Annotated in this window: 29 protein-coding genes; 22 read left to right on the top strand and 7 right to left on the bottom strand. The window is 44.7% G+C overall.

Annotated features, from left to right (window positions below; translation table 11 throughout):
* The first annotated feature begins 76 nt into the window (after positions 1-76).
* The 16 genes from rplF to carA all read left to right on the top strand — a co-directional run bounded on the left by rplF (position 77) and on the right by carA (position 11,007).
* Complete coding sequence (rplF, locus tag B5Z18_RS17460; RefSeq protein WP_079470760.1) at positions 77-631, top strand: 50S ribosomal protein L6; 555 nt, start codon at positions 77-79, stop codon at positions 629-631.
* Positions 632-721: 90 nt separating this feature from the next.
* The gene (gene rplR, locus B5Z18_RS17455) at positions 722-1,075 is read left to right on the top strand and encodes a 50S ribosomal protein L18 (RefSeq protein ID WP_079470759.1); all 354 of its coding nucleotides are present in this window, start codon (positions 722-724) and stop codon (positions 1,073-1,075) included.
* A gap of 51 nt (positions 1,076-1,126) precedes the next feature.
* Complete coding sequence (gene rpsE / locus B5Z18_RS17450; protein ID WP_079470758.1) at positions 1,127-1,645, top strand: 30S ribosomal protein S5; 519 nt, start codon at positions 1,127-1,129, stop codon at positions 1,643-1,645.
* Between the two features lie 92 nt (positions 1,646-1,737).
* Complete coding sequence (rpmD, locus tag B5Z18_RS17445; protein ID WP_079470757.1) at positions 1,738-1,923, top strand: 50S ribosomal protein L30; 186 nt, start codon at positions 1,738-1,740, stop codon at positions 1,921-1,923.
* 121 nt (positions 1,924-2,044) lie between these two features.
* Positions 2,045-2,491, top strand: coding sequence for a 50S ribosomal protein L15 (gene rplO, locus B5Z18_RS17440; RefSeq protein ID WP_079470756.1), 447 nt, complete (start codon positions 2,045-2,047; stop codon positions 2,489-2,491).
* A gap of 78 nt (positions 2,492-2,569) precedes the next feature.
* Positions 2,570-3,913 carry a preprotein translocase subunit SecY gene (gene secY, locus B5Z18_RS17435; RefSeq protein WP_079470755.1) on the top strand — a complete coding sequence of 448 codons (1,344 nt, stop codon included), beginning with the start codon at positions 2,570-2,572 and terminating at the stop codon, positions 3,911-3,913.
* 168 nt (positions 3,914-4,081) lie between these two features.
* Positions 4,082-4,882, top strand: a complete 801-nt coding sequence (gene map, locus B5Z18_RS17430; protein WP_181784994.1) for a type I methionyl aminopeptidase — start codon at positions 4,082-4,084, stop codon at positions 4,880-4,882.
* Between the two features lie 149 nt (positions 4,883-5,031).
* Positions 5,032-5,250 carry a translation initiation factor IF-1 gene (infA, locus tag B5Z18_RS17425; protein WP_012789309.1) on the top strand — a complete coding sequence of 73 codons (219 nt, stop codon included), beginning with the start codon at positions 5,032-5,034 and terminating at the stop codon, positions 5,248-5,250.
* A 70-nt stretch (positions 5,251-5,320) separates the two neighbouring features.
* Positions 5,321-5,437, top strand: coding sequence for a 50S ribosomal protein L36 (gene rpmJ / locus B5Z18_RS17420; protein WP_073083232.1), 117 nt, complete (start codon positions 5,321-5,323; stop codon positions 5,435-5,437).
* A gap of 59 nt (positions 5,438-5,496) precedes the next feature.
* Entirely contained in the window at positions 5,497-5,877 is a 381-nt protein-coding gene (rpsM, locus tag B5Z18_RS17415; protein WP_079470753.1) for a 30S ribosomal protein S13, read from the top strand.
* A gap of 108 nt (positions 5,878-5,985) precedes the next feature.
* Positions 5,986-6,387, top strand: a complete 402-nt coding sequence (rpsK, locus tag B5Z18_RS17410; protein ID WP_079470752.1) for a 30S ribosomal protein S11 — start codon at positions 5,986-5,988, stop codon at positions 6,385-6,387.
* 154 nt (positions 6,388-6,541) lie between these two features.
* Positions 6,542-7,147, top strand: a complete 606-nt coding sequence (gene rpsD / locus B5Z18_RS17405; RefSeq protein ID WP_079470751.1) for a 30S ribosomal protein S4 — start codon at positions 6,542-6,544, stop codon at positions 7,145-7,147.
* 68 nt (positions 7,148-7,215) lie between these two features.
* Entirely contained in the window at positions 7,216-8,211 is a 996-nt protein-coding gene (locus B5Z18_RS17400; RefSeq protein WP_079470750.1) for a DNA-directed RNA polymerase subunit alpha, read from the top strand.
* A 115-nt stretch (positions 8,212-8,326) separates the two neighbouring features.
* Positions 8,327-8,818, top strand: coding sequence for a 50S ribosomal protein L17 (gene rplQ / locus B5Z18_RS17395; RefSeq protein ID WP_079470749.1), 492 nt, complete (start codon positions 8,327-8,329; stop codon positions 8,816-8,818).
* 109 nt (positions 8,819-8,927) lie between these two features.
* Complete coding sequence (locus B5Z18_RS17390; protein ID WP_143313624.1) at positions 8,928-9,755, top strand: zinc ribbon domain-containing protein; 828 nt, start codon at positions 8,928-8,930, stop codon at positions 9,753-9,755.
* A 139-nt stretch (positions 9,756-9,894) separates the two neighbouring features.
* A complete protein-coding gene (carA, locus tag B5Z18_RS17385; RefSeq protein ID WP_079470747.1) occupies positions 9,895-11,007 on the top strand; it encodes a glutamine-hydrolyzing carbamoyl-phosphate synthase small subunit in 1,113 nt (370 codons plus the stop codon).
* A gap of 701 nt (positions 11,008-11,708) precedes the next feature.
* Here the strand turns inward: carA and B5Z18_RS17380 are convergent.
* Together B5Z18_RS17380 and B5Z18_RS17375 are read right to left on the bottom strand one after the other, a co-directional pair.
* Positions 11,709-12,908, bottom strand: a complete 1,200-nt coding sequence (locus B5Z18_RS17380; protein WP_079470746.1) for a pyridoxal phosphate-dependent aminotransferase — start codon at positions 12,906-12,908, stop codon at positions 11,709-11,711.
* A 105-nt stretch (positions 12,909-13,013) separates the two neighbouring features.
* On the bottom strand, positions 13,014-13,418 hold the full coding sequence (locus tag B5Z18_RS17375; protein WP_079471001.1) for a DUF1573 domain-containing protein: 405 nt from the start codon (positions 13,416-13,418) through the stop codon (positions 13,014-13,016).
* Between the two features lie 224 nt (positions 13,419-13,642).
* Here B5Z18_RS17375 and B5Z18_RS17370 point away from each other — a divergent pair, with 224 nt between their 5' ends.
* From B5Z18_RS17370 to B5Z18_RS17360, 3 genes are all read left to right on the top strand, one after another.
* Positions 13,643-16,021: an alpha-ketoacid dehydrogenase subunit alpha/beta gene (locus B5Z18_RS17370; protein WP_235015949.1), complete on the top strand. Its 2,379-nt coding sequence runs from the start codon at positions 13,643-13,645 to the stop codon at positions 16,019-16,021.
* A 251-nt stretch (positions 16,022-16,272) separates the two neighbouring features.
* Positions 16,273-17,229, top strand: coding sequence for a D-2-hydroxyacid dehydrogenase (locus B5Z18_RS17365; RefSeq protein WP_079470744.1), 957 nt, complete (start codon positions 16,273-16,275; stop codon positions 17,227-17,229).
* Between the two features lie 240 nt (positions 17,230-17,469).
* A complete protein-coding gene (locus B5Z18_RS17360; protein WP_079470743.1) occupies positions 17,470-18,192 on the top strand; it encodes a response regulator transcription factor in 723 nt (240 codons plus the stop codon).
* A gap of 89 nt (positions 18,193-18,281) precedes the next feature.
* On the opposite strand, the gene B5Z18_RS17355 is transcribed toward B5Z18_RS17360, so the two are convergent.
* Both B5Z18_RS17355 and B5Z18_RS17350 read right to left on the bottom strand, forming a co-directional pair.
* Positions 18,282-18,992: a YebC/PmpR family DNA-binding transcriptional regulator gene (locus B5Z18_RS17355; protein ID WP_079470742.1), complete on the bottom strand. Its 711-nt coding sequence runs from the start codon at positions 18,990-18,992 to the stop codon at positions 18,282-18,284.
* A gap of 174 nt (positions 18,993-19,166) precedes the next feature.
* Positions 19,167-20,663: an amino acid permease gene (locus B5Z18_RS17350; protein WP_079470741.1), complete on the bottom strand. Its 1,497-nt coding sequence runs from the start codon at positions 20,661-20,663 to the stop codon at positions 19,167-19,169.
* A gap of 197 nt (positions 20,664-20,860) precedes the next feature.
* Between B5Z18_RS17350 and B5Z18_RS17345 the strand changes: the two genes are divergently transcribed.
* The 3 genes from B5Z18_RS17345 (at position 20,861) to B5Z18_RS17335 (ending at position 24,204) form a co-directional block, all read left to right on the top strand.
* Positions 20,861-22,141, top strand: coding sequence for a dicarboxylate/amino acid:cation symporter (locus B5Z18_RS17345; RefSeq protein WP_079470740.1), 1,281 nt, complete (start codon positions 20,861-20,863; stop codon positions 22,139-22,141).
* A 66-nt stretch (positions 22,142-22,207) separates the two neighbouring features.
* Complete coding sequence (locus tag B5Z18_RS17340; RefSeq protein ID WP_079470739.1) at positions 22,208-22,891, top strand: DedA family protein; 684 nt, start codon at positions 22,208-22,210, stop codon at positions 22,889-22,891.
* A 77-nt stretch (positions 22,892-22,968) separates the two neighbouring features.
* On the top strand, positions 22,969-24,204 hold the full coding sequence (locus tag B5Z18_RS17335) for an MFS transporter (RefSeq protein WP_079470738.1): 1,236 nt from the start codon (positions 22,969-22,971) through the stop codon (positions 24,202-24,204).
* Here the strand turns inward: B5Z18_RS17335 and B5Z18_RS17330 are convergent, their stop codons facing one another.
* The 3 genes from B5Z18_RS17330 to B5Z18_RS17320 form a co-directional block, all read right to left on the bottom strand.
* Positions 24,205-24,666, bottom strand: a complete 462-nt coding sequence (locus B5Z18_RS17330; RefSeq protein WP_079470737.1) for a MarR family winged helix-turn-helix transcriptional regulator — start codon at positions 24,664-24,666, stop codon at positions 24,205-24,207. It abuts the gene before it with no gap.
* A gap of 210 nt (positions 24,667-24,876) precedes the next feature.
* Positions 24,877-25,818: a malate dehydrogenase gene (mdh, locus tag B5Z18_RS17325; RefSeq protein WP_079470736.1), complete on the bottom strand. Its 942-nt coding sequence runs from the start codon at positions 25,816-25,818 to the stop codon at positions 24,877-24,879.
* Between the two features lie 98 nt (positions 25,819-25,916).
* The gene (locus tag B5Z18_RS17320; protein WP_079470735.1) at positions 25,917-26,420 is read right to left on the bottom strand and encodes a peroxiredoxin family protein; all 504 of its coding nucleotides are present in this window, start codon (positions 26,418-26,420) and stop codon (positions 25,917-25,919) included.
* Positions 26,421-26,506 lie beyond the last annotated feature (86 nt).

The following is a 26,506-nucleotide window of genomic DNA, read 5'->3' as shown; positions in this document are numbered from 1 at the left end:
TGACAATTAAGCTCTCTATACGGCGCTGAACACGGATAACCGGTACATCAATATCAAACAACTTTAAATTAAAGTTATGTCTCGTATAGGTAAAAGTCCTATCAAATTGGCTAGCGGTGTTACAGTTACTGTTTCCCCTTCCAATGAAGTAACCGTAAAAGGCCCTAAAGGTGAACTGAAAAAGAACATCGACAGGGAAATGAAGATTGAGGTGAAGGACGGCGTTTTAACAGTAATCCGCCCAACTGAACAGATCCGTCATAAAGCACTCCACGGTTTATACCGCGCTTTACTGGCAAACATGGTTCAGGGTGTTACTGAAGGATTCAAAAAACAACTGGAACTGGTGGGTGTTGGTTATAAAGCCGCAAACAACGGTCAGTTACTGGATCTCGCTTTAGGTTACTCTCACAATATCGTTTTCGAAATTCCGAAAGAACTGAAGGTAGCTACCCTGACTGAAAAAGGTCAGAACCCTAAGATCATGCTGGAAGGTATCGACAACCAGTTGCTGGGTCAGGTAGCCGCTAAGATCCGCGGTCTGCGTAAACCAGAACCATACAAAGGTAAAGGTGTTCGCTACAGCGATGAAGTGGTACGTAAGAAAGCTGGTAAATCAGCCGGTAAGTAAAATATTTAATTGGCTAATCAGCTACTATAGCTGGTTAGCTGATTTTAACAGATATCCCGGCAGCATCGGGGTAATAAAATAAAACTCAAAATGAGCACAAAAGTTAACAGGAGACAGAAAATCCGCTACCGCATCCGTAAGAAAATTTCCGGTACTGCACAGCAACCAAGATTATCTGTATTTCGCAGCAACAGCGATATCTATGTGCAGTTGATAGATGATACCAATGGCACTACCCTGGCTTCCGCTTCTTCCCGTGATAAGGATATCAAAGCACAGGCAGGTAACAAAAGCGAAAAATCTGTACTGGTAGGTAAAGCGCTGGCTGCTAAAGCACTGGCACTGGGTCTGACCACCTGCGTTTTCGACAGAAGTGGTTATTTATATCATGGCCGCGTGAAAAGCGTAGCTGACGGAGCAAGAGAAGGCGGTCTTCAGTTTTAATCACGGAGTCCGAATCTTATAATTCTGAACAAGTAATTCTTATAAAATAAAATGGCAAAGAATTCATTCAATAAAGTAAAGGCTGGTGATCTGGAGCTGAAAGAAAAAGTAGTGGCGATCAACCGTGTTACTAAAACCACTAAAGGCGGTCGTACATTCAGTTTCTCCGCACTGGTAGTTGTAGGTAACGAAAACGGTGTTGTTGGTCACGGTCTTGGTAAAGCCAAAGAAGTACAGCAGGCTATCACCAAAGGTATAGACGATGCTAAGAAGAACCTGATCAAGGTTCCTGTTATGCACGGTACCATTCCTCACGATCAGTTTGCTAAAGAAGGCGCCGCCAAAGTGTTGATCAAACCAGCCGCTCACGGTACCGGTGTGATCGCAGGAGGTTCCATGCGTGCAGTACTGGAAAGCGTTGGAGTTACCGACGTACTGGCTAAATCTCTGGGTTCCGCTAATCCACACAACGTGGTGAAAGCTACCTTCAAAGCTTTAGGCATGTTACGCGAACCAATCAGCATCGCCAAAACAAGAGGCGTTTCCCTGAAGAAAGTTTTCAACGGTTGATTTATACCGGCTGAAAAGCTGGGTATCTCCGGAAAATTTTGAAAATAATTCATTAACAATTAAATTACTCCGCTTTTAGCGGATAGGGGTTTATGGCAAAGATTAAGATCACTCAAGTGAAAAGTGGTATAGACCGTCCGGAAAGGCAGAAACTGACCTTGAAGGCACTGGGCCTGACTAAAATGCACGCTACTGTTGAAGTAGAAGCAACTCCTCAGATCCTGGGTATGGTCCGTAAAGTTAATCACCTTGTAACGGTAGAAACAGTTAACGCTTAATTAAGTAACACTGCTGTGGGATTGTCTGTTGATAATCTTACCTTTACATTTGTGACTTTACCATTTTTATTTTAGAATAAAAGCGAGCGGTTAATTTCCGCGCAAGTAAAAACAATTAATTATGAATCTGCATTCATTAAAGCCTGCACAAGGCGCTGTACATAAAGAAAAACGTCTTGGACGTGGTGAGGCTTCCGGTAAAGGTGGTACCTCTACAAAAGGTAACAAAGGTATCCAGCAACGTGCTGGTTACGCGAGCAAAAGAGGCTTCGAAGGTGGCCAGATGCCGATCCAACGCCGTATGCCAAAACGCGGTTTCAAAAATAATAACCGTGAAGAGTATAAAATCTTCAACCTGGGTCAGCTGGATCAATTAGTTGAGAAATATGGCCTCCAGGAGTTTAATCTGGAAACCTTGTTCATGAACGGTCTGATTAACAGAACAGCTAAAGTTAAGATCCTCGCTAACGGCGAACTCAAAACAAAGGTGACTGTTAAAGTTAACGCTATCAGCGAAAAAGCTAAACAGGCCATCGAAACAGCAGGTGGATCAGTAGAACTGGTATAAGACTTTACGACTGAGGAGACGCCTACGGAGTAGTGCGTCTTTTCATATTTAATAGCGCTATTAAACCTTTATCTTCCTGTGAAGAAATTTATCGAAACGATTAAGAATATCTGGAGTATTGAGGATTTGCGTAACCGCATCCTGACCACCCTGCTCCTGGTCCTCATCTACCGCGTAGGATCCTATATCGCTTTGCCCGGCATTGATGCAAATGCGCTCACCGACTTTGAGAAAAATTCTAATCAGGGTATCCTGGGTTTGGTTAACATGTTTGCCGGCGGATCGTTTTCAAGGGCCTCCATATTTGCATTGGGTATCATGCCCTATATTTCTGCGTCCATTGCTATCCAGTTATTAACCATAGCTGTTCCGCAATTCCAGAAAATGCAGAAAGAAGGTGAAAGTGGCCGCAAAAAAATTAACCAGTTCACCCGTTACCTCACAGTTATCGTAACAGGTTTCCAGGCGAGTGCTTACGTTGCATATCTGCGTAATCAGTCAGGTGGCGCTATTATTGCCGAATATGGTACCTTTTTCTTCTGGCTCTCTACCACCGTTTTACTTACTGCAGGTACCCTGTTTGTAATGTGGCTCGGTGAAAAGATCACAGACAAAGGAATTGGTAACGGTACCTCCATCATCATCATGATGGGTATCCTTGCCCGTTTACCACAGGCTTTAGTCGCAGAATTTTCCAGTAAAGTTGCAGGTGAAGCGGGTGGACCGATCCTGTTCCTCATTGAAATTGCCATCTTTATCTTAATCACCGTAGGCCTTATCCTGCTTGTTCAGGGTACCAGGAAAATACCGGTGAATTACGCTAAACGTATCGTAGGTAACAAACAATATGGTGGTGTACGCCAGTTCATTCCCCTGAAAGTGAATGCTGCCGGTGTAATGCCTATCATCTTCGCCCAGGCGATCATGTTCATCCCTGCAACTGCAATAGGCTTTGCCACTTCCTCTGAAAGTGCGTCAGGCTTTATCCGCATCTTCAGCGATCATACGAACGGCTGGTACAACCTCATTTACGCGGTGCTCGTTATTGTATTTACCTACTTCTATACTGCGCTCATTTTCAATCCAACTCAAATGGCGGATGAAATGAAACGTAATAACGGATTCATCCCGGGTATCAAACCTGGTAAAGCTACCGCTGATTACATCGGTGCTGTAATGGACCGTATCACTTTGCCCGGTGCATTCTTCCTGGCAATAGTGGGTATCATGCCCGGCCTGGCTGCCGCCTTCAAAGTGAACAGCAACTTTGCTACGTTCTTCGGAGGTACATCCCTGCTGATCATGGTGGGAGTTATCCTGGATACACTGCAACAGATTGAAAGCCAGCTCCTCATGCGCCACTACGATGGTTTGATGAGCACCGGCCGAATCAAAGGCAGAACTGCCCCGGCTAACGCATAAGTAATTGAACACAAAAGTGTTACAAGAACAATAAAATAGCCACAGAAGCTTTCCCGCTTTAGTGGCTATATTATTTTTGAATAAAGAACAGTTAGTCCTTAGCTTCAGTTATAAGCATACGCAAAAAGCTGACGCTGATCACTAACAGCGACAGAAACAAGGATTGTTATGATTCACTATAAGACGAAGGAAGAAATAGAGTTGATACGCAAAAGTGCCCTGATCCTGAGTGCAGCCCTGGCGGAAGTGGCCAGAACGCTGAAACCAGGTATGAGCACACTGGACGTGGACGCAGTTGCTGATAAGTTTATCGTTGAAAATGGTGGAACTCCTTCCTTCAAAAATTACAAAGGTTTCCCGAATGCCTGCTGCATCTCCGTAAATGAAGAGGTAGTACACGGCATTCCCAACAAATATGTGCTGAAAGACGGTGATATCCTCACCGTGGATGTAGGAGTGTACATGAATGGATACCATTCCGACAGTGCCTACACCTTTGCCATCGGCAATGTACCCGAAAACGTACTCCGCCTGATGACGGCCACCAAAGCTTCCCTGTACAAGGGCATCGAAAAAGCAATTGTTGGCAACAGGATAGGGGATATCTCCTATGCAATACAGGAGTATACCGAAAAAGAGCGCGGTTACGGTGTAGTAAGGGAACTGGTGGGACATGGCCTCGGCCGGAACCTCCACGAGGACCCTCAGGTGCCTAACTACGGTAAAAGAGGCAGCGGCCCCGTAATGAAGGAAGGACTGGTGATAGCCATTGAGCCTATGATCAACCTCCGCTCCAAAGACGTGGAATACCTGGAAGATGGCTGGACAGTAGCTACCCGCGACGGAAGCCCGTCTGTTCACTTTGAACATACCGTAGCTGTTGGAAAAGGGAAGGCAGATGTATTATCTACCTACGTGGATATAGAAAAAGAAGAGAAAAACAACCCTGAACTGAATTCAAATTACTAGTAAAGCAGTTTGGATTTATCTAATACAGGAGGGGTTTTGAGGGTAAAAACGACAGGTTTTAGTAAAAAAACTGGCAATATTAATAATAATCAGGGTAAATTTTTCTATTTCAAAAGATAAATGCTATCTTTGCAGTCCTAAAAATTTTTATGGCAAAACAGGCACTCATTAAACAGGATGGAATTATATTAGAAGCCTTGTCGAACGCTATGTTCCGTGTAAAATTGGAAAACGGGCATGAGATCCTGGCCACCATTTCTGGAAAAATGAGAATGCACTACATACGCATTCTGCCAGGAGATAAGGTTGGCGTGGAGATGAGCCCATACGATTTGTCAAGAGGCCGTATAATTTTCAGATACAAATAAGCGGGAACAGCGTAGTGGGGATTGGAATTATAATTTAACAAATATCATAACCTTTTATAAAGTATTAATCATGAAGGTAAGAGCTGCAATCAAAAAAAGAAGTGCGGATTGTAAAATAGTTCGTAGAAAAGGTGTTTTGTTGGTAATCAACAAAAAGAATCCTCGTTTTAAACAACGCCAGGGTTAATCGATTCCCCTAACGGAATTTGATTTTTTAATCAGAATCATAAAATCTAAAATAGAAATATGGCACGTATAGCCGGTATAGATCTTCCTAAAAATAAAAGAGGAGAAATTGGCCTCACCTATATCTTTGGTATAGGCCGTTCTACCGCCCAATATATCCTGAACAAGGCGGAAATTGATGTAAACAAAAAAGTGCGTGAGTGGAATGATGATGAGCAAGCTGCCATCCGTAACATTATTAACGGTGAGTTTAAGGTAGAAGGTCAACTGCGTTCCGAAGTGCAAATGAATATCAAGCGTTTGCTGGATATCGCTTGCTACCGCGGTTTGCGTCACAGGAAAGGCTTACCGGTAAGAGGTCAGCGTACACGTACCAACAGCCGTACCCGTAAAGGTAAACGTAAGACAGTGGCTGGTAAGAAAAAAGCAACTAAGAAATAATAAATAAAATCCCAGGTTGAAATCCCAAATCCGAATCTGAGGGGTTTCAATGACAGTGAGTCATGTAAATTTGGGATGCGGAATTTCATATTTGGAATTTAAATCATTATGGCAAAAGCAAATAATACAAAAACTGCTGCTAATAAAAAGAGAGTAGTAAAGGTAGATAACTACGGAGATGTTCATATCTCTGCTAGCTTTAACAACATCATCGTGAGCATCACCAACAAGCATGGTCAGGTTATTTCCTGGTCTTCTGCTGGTAAAATGGGCTTCAGAGGTTCTAAGAAGAACACTCCGTATGCTGCTCAGCTGGCTGCACAGGATGCTGCTAAAGTTGCAATGGACTCAGGTCTGAAAAGAGCAGATGTATTTGTAAAAGGCCCTGGAGCTGGTCGTGAAAGTGCTATCCGCGCTATCGCTAACTCCGGTATCGAAGTGAACATGATTAAAGACGTTACGCCTTTACCTCACAACGGTTGCCGCCCTCCTAAGAAGAGAAGAGTATAGTAATATATATTTACAACATCCAGATACCAGATTTCGTTAGAAGTTTGGTATCTGGACGTTGTAATATTATTAAATAAATGGATGCATGATCAGGTTTTCAGATTTTTTGAAGAGCATGCATCATTAACTAAAAAATCTAAAGTATATTTAAAACATGGCAAGGTACACAGGACCAAAGACCAAAATTTCCAGAATTTTTGGTGAGCCCATTCTCGGTAATGGCAAGTATTTAAGTAAGAACAGCAACCCTCCGGGTCAGCACGGTGCTAACCGTAAACGCAAACAATTGGGCGAATACGCACTGCAGCTGAGAGAAAAACAAAAAGCTAAATACACTTATGGTTTGCTGGAACGCCAGTTCCGTAACCTGTTTGATGAAGCTACCCGCAGAAAAGGTGTTGCCGGTGAAGTATTGATCAAACTGCTCGAAGCCCGTCTGGATAACACCGTTTTCCGTCTGGGTATCGCTCCTTCACGTCCTGCTGCACGTCAGCTGGTTTCTCACAAACACGTTACCGTTAATGGTATCGTTGTTAACACTCCTTCTTTCCAACTGAAACCAGGAGACGTTATCAGCCTGAAAAACAAAACCGCAAACAATTCTGCACTGACCAGCGTTATCCGTGGAAAAAATCCTAAGTTCAGCTGGCTGGATTGGAACGAGAAAGAAATGAAAGGTGTATTCATTGCTTATCCTGAGAGAGAGAGCGTTCCTGAAAATATCAAGGAACAACTGATCGTAGAATTGTACTCTAAGTAATAAATAATTAGTCCGTGGCCAAAGGTCACGGACTAACCTCATATTTAACAAATAAATCTATCATATCAATGGCAATTTTAAATTTCCAGAAACCTGATAAGATCGTATTGCAGAAGTCTACCGACTTTGAAGCTCAATTCGAATTCCGTCCATTAGAACCAGGTTATGCTGTGACTGTCGGTAATGCGTTACGTCGCGTACTGTTGTCTTCTTTGGAGGGCTATGCCATTGTGGGTATTAAAATTGAAGGAGCCGATCACGAGTTCGCTACACTGAAAGGTGTTACTGAAGACGTTACTGAAATCATCCTGAACCTGAAACAGGTTCGTTTCAAGAGGATTTCAGAGAGTGATGTAACGAACGAAAAGATCACACTGTCCATTAAGGGTAAAACAGAGTTCCGCGCTGATATGATTGAAAAAGCCACCAGTGCTTTCCAGATCATGAATCCGGAGCTGTTGATCTGCACCCTGGATCCTTCTGCCAAGCTGGATATCGAACTGACTATCGGTAAAGGCCGTGGTTATGTTCCGGCTGAGGAAAATAAACCCAAGGATGCAGTATTCGGCTACATCGCGATCGACTCTATCTTTACGCCTATCAAGAACGTAAAGTACAGTATAGAAAACACCCGTGTGGAGCAGAAAACTGACTATGAGAAGCTCGTTATGGAGGTGATCACCGACGGTACTATCCACCCGGAAGAAGCAGTGAAACAGGCTTCCCGCATTCTCATTCAGCACCTGATGATCATCACCGATGAAAACATCAGCTTTGATACCAAAGACACTGAAAAAGAAGACGTTGTAGACGAACAAACACTGCAACTGCGTAAGATACTGAAAACACCACTCGAAGATCTCGATCTGAGCGTACGTGCTTTCAACTGTCTGAAAGCAGCTAAAATCAATTCCCTCAGCGAACTGGTACAATACGAACAGGAAGAACTGATGAAGTTCAGAAACTTCGGCCAGAAATCCCTCAGCGAAATTGAACAGGTATTAGGCGAAAGAGGTCTGCACTTCGGTATGGATCTGTCTAAACTGAAACTCGAAGAAGAATAGTATTTATCTGTTAAGCCAAAGCCGTTGCATCCGCATCGCTTTGGCTTAACTACTTTATAATTAACAAGTACCTTGCAATTCCTGACACGGTGTAAGGGTTAAAACAAATAATGTCATGCGTCACGGAGTTAAATTAAACAAATTAAGCAGAACTGCTTCCCACCGTAAAGCCCTGATGTCCAATCTGGCTTGCGAACTGATCAGCCACAAACGTATCACCACTACACTGGCAAAGGCGAAAGCCCTCCGCGTGTATGTTGAGCCGCTGCTGACAAGAGGCAAAACCGATTCTACCCACAACCGTAGAATTGTGTTCAGCTACCTGCAGGATAAAGAAGCTATCAAGGAACTGTTCAGCACGATCAGTGAGAAAATAGCTACCCGTCCTGGTGGTTACACCCGTATCATTAAACTGGGCAAACGTGTGGGCGATAACGCAGAAGTTGCACTGATCGAACTGGTAGACTTCAACGAAATCTACGGTAAATCAGAAGAAAAAGCTGCTGCTAAGAAAACCCGTCGCGCCGGTGGTGCTAAGAAGAAAGCAGAAGAAGCAACTGAAACTAAAGCTGCTGATACTGCAACAGAAGAAAAATCTGCTGAGTAATCTTATATCAAACGATACGAAAAAGGACAAAGCCTGGCTTTGTCCTTTTTTTATGCGCTAATAAATGCATATATTTCGTAATATTACAGTAGTTTTAACGAGCGTTCCTATGAAATACCTGCACTGTGATAGTTGTGGTCATCCCAACCCACTTAAATCTGAATACCTTACTTTTTGCGATGCGTGCGGAAAAAAGCTGCCGCAGAATTTTGCCGAATGGCGAAAGCTCCGCCCAATGGCCACATTTCCGGAATATACCCAGGCAGTTGGCATCTCCCTGAAAGAGAAAAAAAACACCGGCCCGCTTTACTGGATTAAAAACCAGCTGCAACCCGCTAACAAGGGAAAAGTAATCGTTTTCTTTTCACTCGTTTTCCTGCTGATAGCCATTACCGGCACCCTGTTCGGTAAAAGAGCCGTGTTTACCTTCCTGTATCCCAAAGTACCATCAGCCAGTTTGTACAGCACCTGGCACACCGCTACCATAGGCCGTCAGGCATTGGAAATCAGCACGCCTGTAAAGTTGTGGGTACACGACCAGCCGTTGGAAGGAGAAGAGGCTAAGGTGATAGAATACGCGAAAACCTACAGTAATGAAGATGGAGGCGGCATCCGCATCGCGGTAAATATGTTCAGCTATATCAGCAGCGTAGCCAATAGCCTGGAAGATGCAGTGGCGGCCTCCCATAACAGCATGCAGCTGAAGGAAACCGCTACGGATATCGACTGCAAGTCAATACCGGTACTCATTTCCGGGATGCAGGGAATGCTGGAGGAAGGAAATTATCTGTATAAAGGCGGTATCCGCCTGGCCTTTTGTAACCTGGTAATGATCAAAGGAAGCAACCGCTGGCAGATCCAGATTAATTACCGTGACGACGACCCGGTTGGCCGCCAGGTGGCGCAGCGCGTGCTTAAATCTGTAAAAATTAAGTAACATCTTCCTTTCCGGTAAAAAAAATCTGTATTTAACTGTTGCATTTCATACCTTTGCACGGTTTTTTATCCGAACCTTCAGGGCAATTTTGTACCCTTGAAGGTTTTTTTTAAAATATAAAACAAGACAGATACCAGAAATGCCTCAGACAAGAACCATCCAACCTGCCATACTGCTGTTAGAAGACGGTACGGTTTTTCAGGGAAAAGCTTTTGGGAAAATTGGCACAGCCGCCGGTGAATTAGCTTTCAATACCGGTATGACGGGTTACCAGGAAGTGTTTACGGACCCTTCTTATAAAGGACAGGTACTTATAATGAACAACTGCTACATCGGGAACTACGGTACCAAAAAGGACGACGTAGAGAGCAGCAGTGTGAAGATCAATGGTTTGATCGCTAAAAATATCGCGTACAACTATTCCAGGAAAATGGCCGACGAGTCACTGGAAACGTTCCTGACCGATAATAACCTGGTAGCCATTTATGACGTAGATACCCGCGCGCTCGTTTCCCACATCCGCAGCAAAGGTGCTATGAACTGCATTATTTCTTCTTCTATCCTGGACCTGGATCAGCTGAAAGCTGAACTGGCAAAGGTTCCGTCTATGGAAGGACTGGCCCTCTGCAAAGAAGTAACCACTCCGGAAATTTACAACGTAGGCGATCCTGCTGCGGAGATCCGTATTGCAGTGCTCGACAACGGCGTGAAAAGAAATATGCTGAAATGCCTGTCCGATAAAGGCGCTTACCTGCAGGTATTCCCAACCGATACCACTTTCGAAGCTTGCGAGGAATTTAAACCGCATGCCTACTTTATTTCCAACGGCCCCGGCGATCCGGCTCCGCTGACTTATGCCGTAGACACTGTGAAAAAGATCCTGGCTGCAGAAAGACCTATGTTTGGAATCTGCCTCGGGCACCAGCTGCTGGCGCTCGCCAATGGTATTCCTACTTACAAGATGCACCACGGTCACCGCGGCTTAAACCACCCGGTAAAGAACCTGAAAACAGGCTTGTGCGAAATCACTACCCAGAACCACGGCTTTGCTGTAGATGCAAAAGCAGTAGCAGCCAGTGAAAATGTGGAAGTGACCCACGTAAACCTGAATGATCATTCTGTAGAAGGTATCCGTATCAAGAATAAACCTGCGTTCAGCGTACAGTATCACCCGGAATCAACACCTGGTCCGTTTGATAGCCGTTACCTGTTTGATGATTTCTTTGAGATGATCAAAGCGAACAAGGCATAACCTGAAAGAATTTACATACTAACAGCTAAGTGCTGGAAGACAATCTGCTTAAATGAAGACGGTCCCGAGGAATCGGGACCGTTGCATTTTAAAATTCCACGTTATGAAAACAAACGGATATTACCATTGCTAAGAGCGCCGGTAGCTCCGCCCGTTTTATTACATAACAATATTATAGAAAAAAGGTAAACGGGAGGGGGAATATTTTCAGAATCTTTGGGAGTTCAGCTGTTTTTTAGCTGTTAATAGTGGAAAAGGGGAGGGTTAGGACAAAAAAATACGGCTCTGTGATCAGAGCCGTTTGCCTTTATAAATTCCACGTTATGAAAAACTGATACAAAAATACGATATTTTGCTAAAACGTTTTAGTTAATCTTTGAGTTTTACAGAAGACTGATAAATCTTCTTCTTTTAATAATTCAAAGGTCGGACCAAATAAACGTTATAAGAAATAATGCAGGTTAAATTTTTCTTAAACAAGTTTAGATTTTGCAGTCCATCGTATCTGTAAATATTTTTATAATTAGATAATTTTTGTCGTTGTTGTTATTTCTACATCAAATATACGAAACAAAAGATGAAAATTCCAAGCATCTAGTGTTAAATAATTGCATTTTTCTTTAAAAATACATATATAGAATTTATTGTAATGTATTTAACGGCTCTCATCTCGGATTTTACACCTTGTTTTGACGCAAAAATTATTTGGAAATTTTTCCCGGATATACTTCCAATGCTTTTTCCAGGCAGACCATTGCGTGACTAATGTCTGTTGTATTCAGTACATAAGCCAGTCGCACTTCATTTTTTCCCAACCCCGGGGTTGAATAAAAGCCTGTTGCCGGCGCCATCATAACTGTTTGCCCCTCGTAAGAGAAGGATTCCAGGATCCACTGGCAGAATTTATCGGAATCATCGATGGGCAGCCTGGCCATTGCATAGAAGGCGCCTCCCGGATTTGGACAAAACACGCCCGGGATGTCGTTTAACATCTTTACCAGGATATCCCGGCGGCTTAAATACTCTGCCTTGATACCATCAAAATAATCAGCAGGCAGATCCACTGCGGCTTCGCCGGCAATCTGCGCAAAGGTGGGAGGGCTCAGGCGGGCCTGGGCAAACTTCATAACAGCATCCAGTACCTGTTGGTTTTTAGTTACAAAGGCGCCAACGCGGCCTCCGCAGGCACTGTATCTTTTAGAAATGGTATCCATCAGGATCACATTGTTTTCCATTCCTTCCAGGTTCATAGCGGAAAAATGTTCGCCGGTATAGCAAAACTCCCGGTAAGCCTCATCAGAGAAGAGGAACAGGTTGTATTTCAGGCAAAGCTGTTTCAACACTTCCATCTCTTCTTTACTGTAAAGATAACCGGTGGGGTTATTGGGATTACAGATCATGATGGCTTTGGTGCGTGGGGTAATTGCTTTTTCAAAATCGGCCATTGCGGGTAAAGCGAAGCCGGTTTCAATACTGGAGGTAATGGTTTTGATCTTTATTTCCGCTTCTACGGCAAAACCATTGTAGTTGGCATAAAAAGGTTCCGGAACAATCACTTCATCTCCCGGATCCAGGCAGGCCATGAAGGCAAATATGATAGCTTCTGAACCACCGGTGGTAACAATGATCTGGTTGTGGTTCACTGCAATGTTGAACCGGTCGTAATAAGTGACCAGTTTACGGCGGTAACTTTCAAAACCTGCGCTGTGGCTGTACTCGAGGATCTTGAATTCTGAATGGCGTACCGCATCCAGTACAGGTTTTGGTGTTTCGATGTCCGGTTGCCCGATGTTCAGGTGGTATACTTTCACCCCTTTTTTCTTGGCTGCTTCGGCGAATGGCACAAGCTTTCTGATGGGAGAAGATGGCATTTGCTCACCTCTCTGGCTAATGGTAGGCATAAAATTGTTTTGACTTTTGCATTGCAAAGATAGGGGATAGGATGGGCAACAAAAAAACCTTACAGCATGTGCTGTAAGGTCTTAGTATGTTTTAAAGTGTGGTAGTTACTTGTTGTTGGAACCAACTGTACCTGTTAAGTGCAGTTCCTTGTCCTGATCCACGCCTCTGAACTTTACCCAGATGGTTTTATTCTGCTGACCTAAACCGTTTGCGCTGTAGCTCGCGGTTACTTTACCTTTTTTACCAGGTAAAATAGGTTCCTGCGTCCATTTAGGGGTAGTGCAGCCGCAACTTGCACGGGCAGCTTCAATCAACACCGGTTCTTTGGAAATGTTAGTAAATTCAAAATCAACAGTAACTGGCTTGTTTAATTCAGTTTTACCAAAATCAACAGTTTCTTTGGCAAATTTTACTTTTGTATCTGCCGGATTCTGTGCTGGAGCGGTCTGGGCCCACAGCGCTGTAGTCAGCAGCATGCTCGCAAACAGGGATAAGATAAATTTTTTCATTTTCATATGATGGTTTTAAAGCGACCGGTTAAAAAATATTGATATCTTTCTTGGTTAGAACAAATTTACAGCCAAAAAGCATTATAAACCTTACAATTTATTAAAATCTTATTAAAAAAAATCAGATTATTTTAAATGAAAGATTCACAGCATTTTTCAACTGTATAATTAACCTTACTTTTGTACTTTAACCATGAGGCATGATAGAAAATAACGAACTAGCTATGAATTTAGAAAGCCGGTTATCATTCGAAGAGTTCCGTAAGGAGGTGCTTAATGATTACAGGTTGGCCTGCGAAAGCAGGGAAGTTAGTCTGCTGGCCCGTAAGGAAGTGCTTACAGGTAAGGCAAAGTTTGGCATTTTTGGAGATGGAAAAGAAGTGGCGCAGATAGCAATGTCAAAATACTTTCAGCCAGGGGACTTCCGTTCCGGTTATTACCGCGACCAAACTGTTGCATTTGCCACTGGTATCGCCACTCCCGAACAATTCTTTTCGCAGTTATATGCAGATCCCGACCTGGAAAATGACCCTTTTTCAGGCGGCCGGCAGATGAACTCCCATTATGCCACCCCGAATCTTGATCAGGATGGCAACTGGCTCAATCTGACGCAGATGAAAAACTCTGCTGCCGACATGGCGCCTACAGCCGGGCAAATGCCCCGCGCACTGGGCCTTGCCTATGCCTCTAAAATGTTTCGTGAGGTAGAAGCCTTGCATTCATATAAAAATCTTTCCAACAACGGTAACGAAATCTGTTTCGCTACTATCGGTGACGCCTCTACGTCGGAAGGCCATTTCTGGGAAACCATGAATGCCGCCGGTGTTTTACAGGTGCCACTCGCCGTATTTGTATGGGACGATGGTTACGGTATTTCCGTACCCCGCAAATATCAAACTACCAAAGGCTCAATCAGCGCCGCACTGGAAGGCTTCCGGAAAACGGAAGAATCCAACGGATTTGATATATATAATGTAAAAGGCTGGGATTATGCCGGCATGTGCGAAGTGTTTGAAGCGGCTATCCGCAAGATCCGCGAAACGCACATCCCTGCACTGTTTCATGTGGAAGAAATCACCCAGCCCCAGGGCCACTCTACCAGTGGTTCACACGAACGGTACAAAAGCAAGGAACGTCTTTCCTGGGAACGGGAATTCGACTGCAATGTGAAGATGCGTTCCTGGATTATCGAAAATGCTTTATGCGAAGAGGAAACCCTGCGCGCTGTTGAAGCAGAAGCAAAAGTAAAAGCACAGAACGCCCGCAAAGCTGCCTGGGAAAAATATATCACACCAATCAAAGAACAGGTGCAGTCGTTTACTGCCCTGGCAGCACCGGTAGCCGCTATTGAAGGCGCCGATGCAAACATGATCAACACGTTCATCCGCGACCTGCAGAATAACCGCGAGCCGCTCCGCCGCGATATCCTGAAGGCCAGCGCCATGATCCTCCTGAAACACCGGCACCTGAAATCAGATGCCGCCATACAGGCATTGCAGCAATATTATGATACTTACCTGGCCGGCGAAAAGGAAGTGTATAATACACTGCTCCACGCCACTGGTGTGAACTCTGCCCTGAATGTACCGGTAGTACCGGCCGCATACGAAGCAGACAGTATCACCGTAAACGGCTACGAAATACTGAATAAATATTTTGATCAGCTGTTTACCAACAACGACCGCGTATTTGCTTTCGGGGAAGATGTAGGGAAGATTGGCGACGTGAACCAGGGCTTTGCCGGACTGCAACAGAAACATGGTAAAGTACGTATAGCCGATACCGGTATCCGTGAACTGACCATCATGGGACAGGGAATAGGACTGGCATTGCGCGGCCTGCGCCCCATTGCTGAAATCCAGTATCTCGACTACCTCCTGTACGGCCTGCAGCCACTCAGCGATGACGTGGCTTCCCTGCAATACCGCACCAAAGGAATTATGCACTGCCCGCTGATAGTACGTACCCGCGGCCATCGCCTGGAAGGCATCTGGCACAGCGGCTCCCCAATGGGCATGATCATCAATTCCCTGCGCGGCATGCACGTGTGTGTGCCACGTAACATGGTTCAGGCAGCAGGAATGTATAACACATTGTTACAGGCCAACGAACCGGCCCTGGTGATAGAATCTTTAAATGGTTACCGTCTGAAAGAAAAATTACCGGCCAACCTGGAAACCTACACCGTACCATTGGGCATACCGGAAATACTGCATGAAGGAACAGATGTAACCATTGTTACCTATGGTTCTATGACGCGTATTGTGGAAGAAGCAATGGTGACACTGGCGGAAACAGGAATCTCCTGTGAGCTGATCGATGTGCAGACTTTACTGCCATTCGACATCCATCATAGTATTGTGGAGTCATTACAGAAAACCAACCGCATCCTCTTTATAGATGAAGATGTGCCTGGTGGCGGAACTGCTTACATGTTCCAGCAGGTAATTGAAAAACAAGGCGGCTACCGCTGGCTGGACGTATCGCCCCGCACAATGAGTGCGCAGGCCCATCGCCCGGCTTATGGCTCCGACGGGGATTATTTCTCCAAGCCCAATACAGAAGATGTAGTAAAAGTAATTATGGAGATGATGCAGGAATAGCTGCACTTTCAAATCATACTAAAGCCGGTTACCTTAACAGGAGCCGGCTTTTCTTTTAATTGGCGAAGCCACCATAACAGCATTTATCTGCTGATATGGTGGCTTCTTAAATTAAGCAGTTTGCAGGCTTAGAGGTATTTTGCTATTATGGCGCAGCAAAGGTGAGATGATTTTTTGGATGCAGAAAGAGATGGAAATGGAGTTAATGATTATTTCATGTATGATGTATCTTGTTTGATAAAACGAAGACCATGAAAAATATTGTAGTACTCGACGGGCATACACTAAACCCCGGCGACCTCGACTGGAGCGGGTTACAGGCATTGGGCAACGTAACGTTATACGATCGTACACCCGAAAAGGAAGTAGCCGCCAGATCAAAGGATGCACATATCATCTTAACCAACAAGGCTATCGTAAGCGGGGAAACTATTCAGCAGTTGCCACAACTGGAATATATAGGCGTAACGGCTACAGGGTTTAATATAGTGGATATACAGGCAGCAAGAAGCCGTCATATTCCGGTAACGAATGTACCGGCATACAGCACTACCTCTGTTGCGCAGCTGACTTTTGCGCTGATCCTTGAATTATGCCATCATACAGGTTTGCATGCTGCAAGTGTGCGGGCAGGGGAGTGGAGCAGCAGTATTGATTTCAGTTATTGGAAAACGCCGCTCACAGAACTGGCGGGCAACACGCTGGGTATAGTTGGACTGGGGCAGATAGGACAGGCGGTGGCCCGTATTGCCCTGGCGTTTGGGATGAAAGTGATAGCCCATCATAAACACCCCGACAGGGACGCCATGCCCGGCGTTACTTTTGTGGACCTGGCTACCTGCTTCCGGGAGGCAGATATTATATCGTTGCATTGCCCGCTGAATCCGGCCAATAAAGAGTTTGTGAACGCCGCCCTGCTGGCCACGATGAAAAAAAATGCCTTCCTGGTAAATACCAGTCGCGGTCCGTTGATCCGGGAGGCTGATCTGGCGGAGGCTCTGGAAAATGGAATTATTGCCGGCGCTGCGCTGGATGTATTATCCACAGAGCCGCCACCGGCAGGAAATCCTTTGATCACCGCACCTAATACCATTATTACACCACATATTGCCTGGGCTACCCAAGCCGCCCGGAAACGGTTGATGCATACATCAGTGGAAAACGTAAAAGCCTTCCTGGAAGGAAATCCTAAAAATATTATCAATTAGGATTACCCGTTAAGCGAATAAACAGGTTATAGTAAGTAGAAGTGCAAAACAGAAAATAGTAGTCTTTGGGGTATACCGCGTAACTGAATGGTTGAAATGAATGATGCCTTCAGAAGTGAATAGGATGGATGACCGGGGTTATGATTATGTTATTTATTTTTGGATAAAGGTACCTACTACACTTATTTAAAGGTACGTCTGCAACTAAAATCTATTTATTTCGCTTAAAACCAACGTTACATGCAATCAAGCATTCTTTTGGTAGAGGACGATGTATTTTTTGCCAAAGTGGTAAAAAGACACCTGGAGCGCGCCGGTTACAACGTAAACTTCTGCGAGAACGGCCAGGAAGGTTGGGAAAAATTCCAGAAACATGTATTTGACCTGTGCATACTGGATGTGGTAATGCCTAAAAAAGACGGGTTTGCCCTTGCAGGAGACATCCGGTCGATGGATGAAAACATCCCCATCATTTTTACTTCGTCCCGTTATATGGAACAGGACAGGCTGCAGGGATTTGAAGCCGGCGCGGATGACTATATCACCAAGCCCTTCAATATGCAGGAAATGATCTGCCGTGTGGAAGTATACCTGAAACGCAGCCGGCTACTGAAAAGTGAGCGCCGCGTAGTATACACCATCAGTAACCTGATCTTCGATTATTCACAATATCATATCCGGCACAAAAATGCCGACTCCCATGTTCGTATGGCCCCAAAAGAAGCGGAGTTGCTTCGCTTTCTATGCGAGAATTCTAATAAAAAACTGAAGAAAGATGATATCCTGTCCGTTATCTGGGGACAGGAAGATTTTTTCGCTTCACGTGTGATGGACGTTTATCTGACCCGTCTTCGTAAACACATTGCGCAAGACCCTGCCGTAAGACTTGAAACCTACCACGGCAAGGGACTCATGTTCATCGCAGATGACCTGGGACGCACACACACCATCGCTAAAGTTTAGCTGTTTTTTGGTTTTAGAAAGTTAACCGTATCCAATGGAAAACGTCCGCCGTAATGGCGGACGTTTCCTTTTTTATATGGAGTAATATCCTATTTCAGATTGTAGAAAACCTGCTGTACATCTTCATCCTGCTCCAAACGATCCACCAGTTCCAGTACTTCTTTTGCCTGCTCATCATTCAGTTCAACAGTGGTGGTTGGGATACGCTTCAGCTCAGAGCTGATCACTTCCAGTCCTTTTTCTTCCAGCGCTTTAGCCATGTTGCCAAATTCGGTAAATGCAGCACGGATAATGATGTTGCCTTCACTATCTTCTCCCACTTCTTCCAAACCAAAATCAATCAGTTCCAGTTCCAGTTCTTCCAGATCCTGGCCGGCATTCTTTATTTTGAATTCACCTACACGGTTAAATAAAAATCCAACAGATCCGCTGTTACCCAAGCTGCCACCACCTTTGGTGAAGTGCATACGCAGATTGGCTACAGTACGGGTAGTATTATCGGTAGCGGTGTCAATGATCACTGCCACACCATGAGGAGCATAGCCTTCATACACAACTTCTTCATAATCAGTTTTGTCTTTACCCATAGCACGCTTGATAGCTGCGTCTACACGGTCTTTAGGCATGTTAACACTCTTGGCATTGAGAATGCAGCGGCGGAGTGCGGGGTTGTTATCCGGATCAGGACCAGACGCCTTCACGGCGATGGCTATTTCCTTACCTATTCTTGAAAATGCTTTCGCCATCTTATCCCAGCGGGCAAACATGGTCGATTTTCTTACTTCAAATATTCTTCCCATTGGAGTGGATATATTTATTATGACTTTTAAAAACAGAACGCAAAAATAAGGATTTTCAGGTACCAGAATAGCGGATTCCCCTGATTTTAACTAAAGCGGAGAACAAAACAAGGGTAAACCCCTTTGTTCTGTTCTCCGCTTCATATGATATCCGGAAGTATTAATCTTCCTAAACTATTTCAATAATTTACGGGCCTTACTGTGTTTTACACTATAGCCGAAGTAAACAACAAAGCCAATCCCCAGCCATACAAACAAACGCGCCCAGTTTTCTATACCGAGGCTAATGATCATGGTAAGGCAGAAAGCCGCTCCCAGCAAAGGAACAAACGGCACCCACGGTGTTTTAAAGGCGCGCGGTATTTCCGGGTTGGTTTTACGCATTACAATAATACCAATACACACCAGCACAAAGGCAAACAGGGTACCTATACTGGTCATATCACCCACCACATTGTCCGGAATGAACGCAGCAAACAGGGATACGAAAACGAAGAACATCCACTGTGAACGGTAAGGAGTACGGTATTTAGGATGCAGTTTGGCAAAAACAGCAGGTACCAGTCCATCGTTACTCATAGAGTAAAATACCCTTGTCTGACCCAGCAACATCACCAGGATAACGGAGGAGAACCCCGCCAGGATAGCCACGGTGATGAAAGTAGACAACCAGGAGTAACCAGGCATATAAGTATCAATAGCGTAAGCTACAGACGCTTCACCACCTGCTTTCAGGAAGTCGGTGAAAGGCGCGATACCCGTAAGCACAAAAGAAAACAGGATATACAATAAGGTACAAACTGCCAGTGACACGAGGATACCAATCGGCATATTCTTTTTAGGATTCTTGGTTTCCTGTGCAGCAGTAGATACCGCATCAAAACCAATGAAAGCAAAGAATACTACCCCGGCCCCCCTGAGCACCCCGGCCCAGCCATGATTCCAGAAGTTGGAATAATCCACGATCTGACCATTGTGCATTTTTACTGTACCGGCATCTGCAGGAATGGTAAAAGGCGTATGGTTAGCAGGGTTGATAAATTTCCATCCCAGGAAGATGAATAACAGTACGATGGCTACTTTGGTGATAACGATGATGTTATTCACGATGGCAGAACCCTGTGTTCCCCTGATCAGCAGCATCGTGAGCGCCAGCAGGATGAACAGGGATGGAACGTTCATGATACCCTGTACACCGGCATCGGACGTTTCAAAAGGACTGTGACACCACTGGTACGGTATCGTGACGTGAAAGACATTGGTAAGCAGCTTGTTGAGATACTGCGACCAGCCAATAGCTACGGTAGCCGCTCCCAGCGCATATTCCAGCACAAGGTCCCAACCAATGATCCAGGCAATAAATTCTCCCAGTGTAGCATAGGAATAAGTATAGGCGCTTCCGGCAATAGGAATCATGGAAGCAAATTCTGCGTAGCATAAACCAGCCAGCGCACAACCTATAGCAGCAATAATGAAGGAAATGGTGACAGCAGGTCCGGCATGTTGACCGGCAGCTGCAGCTGTTCTTACAAAGAGGCCGGCGCCAATAATAGCGCCAATACCTAATGCTATAAGAGAACCTGCACCAAGCGTCCTTTTCAGACCCTTTTCAGATTCTCCAGCTTCGGCCAATAAAACAGACAGTTGTTTTTTAGCAAAGAGTTTGCTCATACGCAGTCGTATTGTGGTTGATGTTTTAAGGTAGTTTAGTTGTTGTTGTATTCTGTTGATCGCCAAATATAATATCTAAAATCAAAAACAGATAGTTTTATTTTACCTGCTAAAGCGCATGTTTAGCTGCTTAACCTTATTTTTGGGAAATTTTCCGGTTACAACTTTTAATTATACAAGATAAATTCTGGCTACGCATGAAGAAATCATCGAATCTGCTTACTTTATATATATTCATTGCTATGGTAATCGGAATAGGCACAGGTTACGGTGTTTTCCTTACCTATGGTAATGCTCCTGTTACAACAGGAGCCAAAGACACACCGCAGATCTTCGCTGATAATATCTCCATTCTTACAGATATCTTCCTCCGTCTTGTTAAAATGATCATTGCCCCGCTGGTATTCTCCACCCTCGTGGTGGGAGTGGCCAAGCTGGGCGACATAAAAGCCGTTGGCCGTATCGGCGGAAAAACGATGCTGTGGTTTATCAGTGCAACCTTTGTATCATTGTTTCTCGGCCTGGTATTGGTTAACCTGCTCAAACCAGGATTATCACTGGCGTTGCCCCTGCCTGATGAACATGCCTCTTCCGGCATTGCCAAGGCGGATATGACCCTGAAAGGATTTTTCCGTCACGTAGTACCGGACAGCGTAGTAGATGCAATGGCGCATAATGAAATACTACAGATCGTGGTATTTGCCATTTTCTTTGGCGTAGCAGCGGCAGCCATAGGTGAAAAAGCCAACCCGGTGGTAAAGCTGCTGGACAGTGTTGCCCACATCATGCTGAAAGTAACCGGTTTTGTAATGAACTTCGCCCCGTTCGCAGTATTTGGCGCTATGGCCGGTATCATCGCCCTGAAAGGCCCTGTTGTACTGGTAACCTATGGTAAGTTTATTTTACAGTTTTATTTCGGACTCCTGTGTTTGTGGGTGGTTATTTCCCTGGTGGGTGGACTGATCCTGGGCAAACAGGTATTCAAACTCCTGGGAATGATCAAAGCCCCGCTGTTACTGGCTTTTGGCACAGCCAGCAGTGAAGCGGCCTATCCACGCACAATGGAAGAGCTGGAAAAATTTGGCTGCGACAGCCGCATTGTCAGCTTTGTATTACCCCTGGGCTACTCCTTTAACCTGGATGGATCTATGATGTACATGACCTTTGCCAGCTTATTTATTGCCCAGGCATATGGTATGCACCTGAGCATCGACCAGCAGATTACTATGTTGCTGGTATTAATGATTACCAGTAAAGGTATTGCGGGCGTACCCCGCGCTTCCCTGGTGGTAATTGCCGGCACACTGTCGATGTTCAAGATCCCTGAAGCCGGCCTGATATTACTGCTGGGGGTGGATCACCTGCTGGACATGGGCCGTTCTGCCACAAATGTTATCGGAAATGCAATGGCTACTGCCGTGGTTTCCAAATGGGAAAACAAGCTTACGCCGCCAACAGAAGATATTGCCAAAGCCTAACTTAACAAATGCGTAACAGTTTATTGATTATTTTACCACTTCAGAAATAGAAATAGCGTATTTAGCATGGACCAGATTATTGAGTTTTTTAAACACCTCATTAATCCCTCGTGGATTATTGAACATGGTGGCCTTTACCTGTTACTGGCAATTATATTTGCAGAAACAGGTCTTTTCATTGGATTCTTCTTGCCGGGGGATTCCCTGCTCTTTGTAGCGGGTATCTACAGCGAAGACCTTTGCCGCAGCTTCTTTGATCTTCCATTTGTGGTGATTATGTTCCTGATTGCCACCGCCGGTGTGCTCGGAAATATGGTTGGCTTCTGGTTTGGTAAAAAATCCGGACCTATTTTATTTAAGAAGAAGGATACTTTCTTTTTCAGAAAGAAACACCTGCACCAGGCCCATGAGTTTTTTGTGAAGTATGGCGGCGGCGCTATCTTCTTTGCCCGCTTCCTGCCTATCATCCGTACTTTTGCGCCTATAGTGGCGGGTATGGTTGGCATGGACGGTAAGAAATTTATGTTCTTTAATATTATCGGCTCCTTTGCATGGGTATTTTCCATGATGCTGGCGGGCCACTACCTGGATAGAGCTTTTCCTAATCTGAAAAATCACCTGGAACTGATCATCCTGGTAATAGTAGTGATCACTACCTTACCGGTACTTATTAAAGTAATATTTGGTAAAGCAAAACCGCAGCATGCACACACACCTGCTGAAACAGAAAAAACTGATTCTCCATTATAATTTTTTATATCTTTAAAAGGGCCTTTAAATGAGGCCCTTTTTTTTATTCCCGTTATTATCGTCAACCAAATTAAAAGATGAAAGCCGACAACCGTCCCGTCTCCATTTTCAATATTGCCGTTATAGTGGCATCGCTGGGCTATTTCGTGGATATTTACGATCTCCTGCTATTTACAATTGTAAGGGTTCCGAGTTTGAAATCACTGGGATTACCCGATAGTGAAATTGATGCCGGCGCCGGTCTGCTGCTGATTAATATCCAGATGGTGGGATTACTCATCGGGGGTATTTTCTGGGGTATTATCGGAGATAAAAAAGGAAGGCTGAGCGTATTGTTCGGTTCTATCCTCATTTATTCTGTTGCCAATATTGCCAATGGTTTTGTGCAGGGCATCAACGGATACGTGTTGTGGCGCTTTGTGGCCGGCTTCGGGCTGGCAGGAGAGCTGGGCGCAGGCATCACGCTGGTGTCGGAAATACTGCCGAAAGAGAAGCGGGGCTATGGTACCATGATTGTAGCTACTGTAGGGGTTTCCGGCGCAGTGGCAGCCAACCTCATTGCCAAACTGGTGGGCGACTGGCGCATCTGTTATTTCATAGGAGGCGGTCTGGGGCTGGCATTGCTGGTGCTGCGGGTAAGCGTTATGGAATCGCATTTGTTTAATGCAGTAAAGTCGTCTGCCGCTTCCAGGGGAAGTTTTATGGCATTGTTCACCAACCGCGAACGGTTTATCAAATACCTGAAATGTATGTTGCTGGGTACTCCTACCTGGTTTGTGGTGGGCATCCTCATTGCTTTCTCCAACAAGTTTGCCACTATGATGAACGTAAAAGGCGCCATCAGTCCTGGCGACGCGATAGCGTTTTGTTACGCCGGGCTGGTAGTGGGCGATTTCGCCTCCGGTTTAATCAGCCAGTTATGGAGAAGCCGCCGGAAGGTGATGCTGTTATTCCTCGCTTTAACCGGGATAATGGTAGCAGTATATTTAAACCTGCATGGTGTGGAAACATGGGTGTTTTATACCGTATGTTGTATACTCGGCTTCAGCGTGGGGTTCTGGGCAATTTTTGTGACGATTGCAGCCGAAAGCTTTGGTACCAATCTGCGGGCTACCGTGGCTACTACTGTTCCTAACTTTGCAAGGGGAATGCTACCGTTGATCTCTATCTTATTTATACAAGTACAGAAATATTTTACTTTCCTTCAAAGCGGGGCTATTGTGGCGGTGGTTTGTATTGGCGTTGCGTTGATTACAGCCTGGAAGGTGGAAGAAACGTTTGGCAAAGATCTTAACTACCTGGAAGAGATTTAATTAATGATAGCTGTCCAGCATTTTATCCAGTAATTTATTCAGCTGGATAACTTCTTTCTCGTTTAACGACTGGAGGGTGTTATCCAGTTGCCTGATTTCGTTATCGATTAACTTCAGCAGCTGCAGGCCCTTGTCGTTGATACGGACATCTACTGCGCGCCTGTCCATTTCACTGTTCTTACGTTCCACCAGGTCTGCTTTGCGGAGCCTTTCTACCAGGCGGGATACGTCGCTCATTTTATCGAGCATTCTTTCCTTTAAGATGTTGATGCTGGCAGCCTGGGGATGTTGCCCCCGAAGAATCCGCAGGATATTAAACTGCTGCATGGTGATACCATAGCGTTTAAAAAATTGCTGATGACGGGACGTTATCCAGTTCCCGATGAAAATCAGGCTTATCAGACCTCGTTGATTTTCGTTTTCAAATGTTTTTTGCGTAATCAGTTTTTCCAGGTTAGACATATATTCAGAGTTAAACCAAATTTTATGAAACTATTTAGAACTGCTTCATTTAGACTGCTTTAGCCGACTTCAGGATCGGGGTAAAATTACGAATAAATGCGGATTTATATTCAGCAGGAGAGATTTTAAAAAGATGTGGGGAGAAGAAAGCGACGTATTGCTTTCTTCTCCCCACATCTTTTTAAAAGAATAAAGTCAGTGGAATTCTGATCAGGCAGTAGCGGATTGCATTTTATCCAATACGTCCATCACTTCTTTTACATGTTGTGCAGAGGTATTCAGTAATTCTTTTTCGGCAGGATTGAGTTGTAGTTCGATGATTTTCTCGATTCCTTTTTTGCCCAATACTACGGGTACGCCCAGGTAAATATCTTTCAGTCCGTACTGGCCGGTAAGCCATGCGCAAACGGGGAAAATGCGTTTTTCATCTTTTACAATGGCTTCCACCATCTGTGCAGCTGCGGCGCCGGGAGCATACCATGCAGAAGTACCGAGGAGGTTTACGATTTCACCGCCACCTACTTTTGTGCGCTGGATAATAGCTTCCAGTTTTTCGTTGGATACCAGTTCTGTTACGGGAATACCGCCAACAGTGGTATAACGTGGCAAAGGAACCATTGTATCGCCATGACCACCCATCAGGATCGCCTGGATGTCTTTTGGTGAGCAGCCTATTTCATCGGCCAGGAAAGCGCGGTAACGGGCAGTATCCAGGATGCCTGCCATGCCAAATACCTTGCTGCTGTCTTTCTTTGCGGTGAGGTAGCTGCAATAGGTCATTACATCCAGCGGGTTGCTTACAATAATAATGATGGCATCCGGAGAATGTTTTGTAATATTTTCGGTAACCGATTTCACAATATTGGCATTGGTAGAAATCAGGTCATCCCTGCTCATACCTGGTTTACGGGGAAGCCCGGAAGTGATTACCACTACATCGCTGTTCGCGGTTTTGGTGTAATCGTTGGTTACCCCTGTAATTTTGGTGCTGTAATAATCAATGGGAGCCTGCTGCCATGTGTCCAGCGCCTTACCTTCAGCCGTTCCTTCTTTAATATCCAATAAAACCACCTCCTGCAGAAAATCTTTGTGGGCCAGTACATTGGCACACGTTGCGCCTACATTCCCGGCTCCTACTACTGTAACTTTCATTTTGTCTTTAGCTTTAAAAGTGAAGAATGAATGTGATTAAACAAATGTAATGATTCGGCCTTACAATAATCCGCTGGCGGCTACATTTTCACAAAGCATTATTTGTTGAGGTAAAGTAGCAACGAATCGAGCTTTACTGTTCCCTCAAAACCTTTTACAAACTGTTGTTTCTTATTATATATATACAAGCCAGGGAAATAATGGAGGTCATAAAAGTACATGATCTGCCGGGAAGGTTCACTGGCCATGATGATGTTGGGATAGTTCTGGATTTTATAATGGTCGTAATATTCCTTCATTTGTTCCACTCTGAAGGGAGTGACCATCACAATCTGTGTTTTTTTGAACTTGTCTATATTTTTCAACATTTCCTCGGTGAGGTGTTTGCAGTGGTCACAATCTACACTGAATACAAAGAGCATGGTTTTCTCATTTTTCTTCAGGTCATTTTTGGTAATAGTGTGGCCATCAACAAGGCTTAGCGGAAAGGCGGGTATAATCGGGTATTGTAAATAAGGTGCTTTGGTGCTGGAATTAGCAGGCGTTTGGGCCATCAAAAACACGGGTAAACAGCTTAAAATAACGAAAAACACGTAGCGCATACTTATAAAAGTTTCTTGATTTGAGTTTAAAATTACCGGATAAATGTCATTATTTGAATAAAAAAGCCGAAAATTGAGCCGAAAAG

This window comes from Chitinophaga ginsengisegetis, from assembly GCF_900168065.1.
Classification (GTDB): Bacteria; Bacteroidota; Bacteroidia; order Chitinophagales; family Chitinophagaceae; genus Chitinophaga; species Chitinophaga ginsengisegetis.
Note: the sequence above shows the minus strand (reverse complement) of the source record. Positions and strands in the feature narration are given on the sequence as shown.